We start from the raw sequence: 2,012 nt of genomic DNA, 5'->3' as shown, positions 1-2,012 counted from the left end.
TCCACCCGCTCGCCGCGGGCCTGCTCGGGCGACAGGTACTGCGCGGTGCCGATCACCTGCGCGGTCTGGGTCATGGTGGCCTGCGCGTCGCTGACCGCCCGGGCGATGCCGAAGTCCATCACCTTGACCTCGCCGGTGCGGGTCAGCATCACGTTGCCGGGCTTGATGTCGCGGTGCACGATCCCGTTGCGGTGGCTGTAGTCCAGCGCCCGCAGCACCCCGTCGGTGATCTCCAGCGCCCGCTCGGGCAGCAGCCGCCGGTCGTCCCGCAGCAGATCGCGCAGGGTCCGGCCGTCCACGTACTCCATCACGATGTAGGGGACGTGCGAGGGCCCGTCGTCGTCCTCGCCGGTGTCGTACACCGCGACGATCGACGGGTGGTTGAGCGAGGCGGCCGACTGTGCCTCGCGGCGGAATCTGGCCTGGAACGTGGCGTCCCGGGCCAGGTCCTCGCGGAGGGTCTTCACCGCGACGATACGGTCGAGGCGGATGTCGCGTGCCCGGAACACCTCGGCCATGCCGCCACGCCCGACGATGCCGTCGAGTTCGTAGCGGCCGCCGAGAAGCCGCGGCTGTGTCATGTCTCGCACTTCCGTAACCGTCCTGGGTCGTAGTCAACCGCGCGGTGGGGTGATATGTCACTCCGGCGCGCAGGCCTTGCCGGACCGGGCCGGCCCCTGGCCTTTTTCTGCGTTCCCCGGGCGCTCATCACTTCGCCTGGGAGGCCAGGTAGGCCTGGATGATCTTCACCGCGATCGGCGCGGATGCGTCGGCCCCCAGCCCGCCGCCCTTGACTATGACGCCAACCGCGATCTGAGGGTTGCCGACCGGCGCGAAACAGGTGAACACCGCGTCGTCGAGCCCGGTGTTGTTCGCGCCGTTCTGTGCCGTCCCGGTCTTGGCCGCGATGGCGATGTGCGGGAGGAAAGCCGTGTTGTGAGCGGTGCCGTAGGGCTGCTTGACGACGTTGACCATCATCTGTGACACGTTCGCGGCCACGCCGGGGCTCACCGCCTGGCCCAGCGGGGCTGGCTGGGCCGATTCCAGCGGGGTCAGGTCCGGCGCGGTGACCTTCTGGACCATGTAGGGGGTCATCAGCGTGCCGTTGTTGGCGATCGCGGCCGAGAACATGGCCTCCTGCAGCGGCGTGACCTGGTCGCTGTACTGGCCGATCGCCGAGTAGGCGGTGAATGCGGGGTCGTTGCCCGGGATCGGCGGGTAGCTGCTCGCCGACACCGGCAGCGGGATCCTCAGGTTCGCGTCGTTCATGCCGAACTTGACGGCCTGCTGCCGGATGGCGTCGTCGCCGAGCTTCATGCCGAGGTTCCCGAACACGGTGTTGCTGGAGACGGTGAAGGCGTAGAGGAGCGGCACCTTGCCGTTCCCGGTCGGGTTGCTGCCGTCGTCGCAGGGCAGGTTGTCGAAGTTGATCAGCTCCTTAGAGGTGCCGGGCAGCTTCAGGTTGGTCGGCGCGTACACCCGGGTCTGCGGCGTGTAGTTGCCGGTGGAGAAGGCGGTGGAGCTGGTCACGACCTTGAAGGTGGAGCCGGGCGGGAAGGTCTGGTTGATGCCCCGGTTGACCAGCGGCTGCCGCGGGTCCTTGAGGTAGCGGTTGTCGATCCGCTTGAGCTGGGCGCTGTCGAACGTCGCGTACTTGTTCGGGTTGAAGGTCGGGTAGGACGCCACGGCGAGGACGGCGCCGGTCTTCGGGTCGAGCGCCACCGCGCCGCTGAGCCGCCCGGTCGCCTTGAGCGCCTCATAGTCCGCCGTCTGGGCGGCCGAGTTGATGGTGAGCTGGACGGTCGCGCCCCGCTTCGGCTTCCCGGTGACCAGGTCGATCAGGTTGTGCACCGTGAGCTGCGGGTCCGACCCGGACAGGAACTTGTCCTCCGTCTTCTCGATGCCGGTGGCGCTGTAGAGCGAGTCGTACCCGGTCACCGGCGCGTAAACGAACGGGTCCGGGTAGGACCGCTGGTAGGCGTAGATGCCCTTGACGTGGACCGACTCGGCGA

At 68.4% G+C, this 2,012-nt stretch carries 2 protein-coding genes; both read right to left on the bottom strand.

Annotated features, from left to right (window positions below; translation table 11 throughout):
• The coding region (locus tag VGJ14_09505) for a protein kinase (protein ID HEY2832650.1) at positions 1–581 on the bottom strand (581 nt) is incomplete at its 3' end.
• A gap of 127 nt (positions 582–708) precedes the next feature.
• Positions 709–2,012: penicillin-binding protein 2 (locus tag VGJ14_09500; GenBank protein HEY2832649.1), on the bottom strand; the 1,304-nt coding region annotated here is incomplete at its 5' end.

It is taken from the genome of Sporichthyaceae bacterium, from assembly GCA_036493475.1.
Classification (GTDB): domain Bacteria; phylum Actinomycetota; class Actinomycetes; order Sporichthyales; family Sporichthyaceae; genus DASQPJ01.
The sequence above is the reverse complement of the archived record's forward strand: the minus strand, read 5'-3'. Positions and strand labels throughout refer to the sequence as shown.